The sequence below is a fragment of the Methylobacterium sp. P5_C11 genome (genome assembly GCF_054049775.1).
In genome coordinates this window covers 1-1,541 of sequence record NZ_JBFULS010000115.1, presented here as the reverse complement: position 1 = coordinate 1,541, position 1,541 = coordinate 1, and the positions used below count along the sequence as shown (strand labels likewise).

Sequence of the window (1,541 nt, the reverse complement as noted above, 5' to 3'; positions counted from 1 at the left end):
GCCGGGGCCGGCTCGGCGGGCGCCGCCTTCGCGGGCTGCGGCCGCGCCGCGGCGACGTGGGCAGCGAGCGCCGTGATCGAGGGCAGATCGCTCATCAGCTGGCGGAAGGTCAGCTTCACGCCGTACTGCTTGCGGATCTGCGTCACGAACTGGGCGAGGAACAGGGAATCCAGCCCGTGCTCCAGGAAGGTGCTGTCGAGCCCGTCGGCGCCGATCACGACCCCCGAGAGTTCCTCGACCATGCCCGCGAGTTCCGAGCCGAGTTCGGAACGTGCCGCAGCAACGCTGAGATCTGCCGTCTGCCCCATGATCGTCTGTGCCCCGTTGTCGTTGATGCGTGCTGGATGGGTGTCGGCCGGATCAGTCCCGGCCACGGTGTGATGATCGTCCCCCAGTGTGCGGCCGGGGATCGGGGCGCCGGGATCCGCCGCGCGCGCCGGCGCGTCGATCCAGTGCCGCTGCCGGTCGAACCGGTAGGTCGGGAGCGGCACGCGCCGGCCCGGACCCGTCACCGCCGCCCAGTCGGGCGCGACGCCGACGGTCCAGAGCCGGGCGAGCGCCTCGGCGGCGAAGGCCTGTCCGTCCGTCACCTGGGCCGGGTCGGGCATGGAGCCGATCACCGCGCCGACCGCGCCGCGCGGCAGACCGTTCAGCGCGAAGGTGGAGAGGGTTCGACCCGGTCCGACCTCGAGGAGGACCGTGCCCTCCCGCGCCACCGTCCGCAGCGCGTCCGCGAAGCGCACCGTCTCGCGGCAGTGCCGTGCCCAGTAGGTCGGGCTCGTCGCTTGGTCCGGCGTGATCCAGTCGCCGGTGACGCCCGAGGCGTAGGGCAGTGCGGGGGCGCGGAAGGTGATCCGCTCCGCGAGCGCGGTCAGCCCATCGACCACCGGGTCCATCATCCGGGAGTGGAAGGCGTGCGAGGTGTGCAGGCGGCGCATCCCGACATCGGCCTGGGTGAGCTTGGCCTCGAGCTCCGCCACGGCCTCGAAGGACCCCGCGGCGACGCAGAGGTTCGGCGCATTGATCGCCCCGATATCGAGACCGGCGGGCAGGAGCGGCCGCAACGCGGTCTCCGGCAGCCGGACCGCGAGCATGGCGCCGCCCGGCGCGGCCTGCATCAGGCGGCCCCGCTCGACCACGAAGGCCAACGCGTCGTCGAAGGAGAGGACGCCCGCCAGGCACGCCGCGGTCAGCTCGCCGACGCTGTGCCCGACCATCGCCTCCGGGGTGATCCCGCGGCTCATCCAGAGGGCGGCGAGCGCGTTCTGCACCAGGAAGATCGCAGGCTGCGCGATCCGGGTCGGCGCCGGGCCGCCGGCCGTCTCGTCGGGGCGGTCGCCGTCGAGGAAGGCCCTCACCTCGGCCCGCTCGCCCGGGTCGAGCAGATCGAGCCCGCGGTCGATGGCGGCGCGGTAGATGGGCTCACCGCGATAGAGGTCCCGCCCCATGCCRGGATGCTGGCTGCCCTGGCCGGGGAACATGAACACCACCGGGGCCGGCCCGGCCGCCTCGCCGCGCGGCGCGTTCGCCCCGCGCAGCGC

General features: G+C 74.0%; 1 protein-coding gene. It reads right to left on the bottom strand.

The genetic code is table 11. The features are described 5' to 3' along the window. Positions 1-1,541: acyltransferase domain-containing protein (locus ACXJKQ_RS27565; protein ID WP_457108846.1), on the bottom strand; the 1,541-nt coding region annotated here is incomplete at both ends.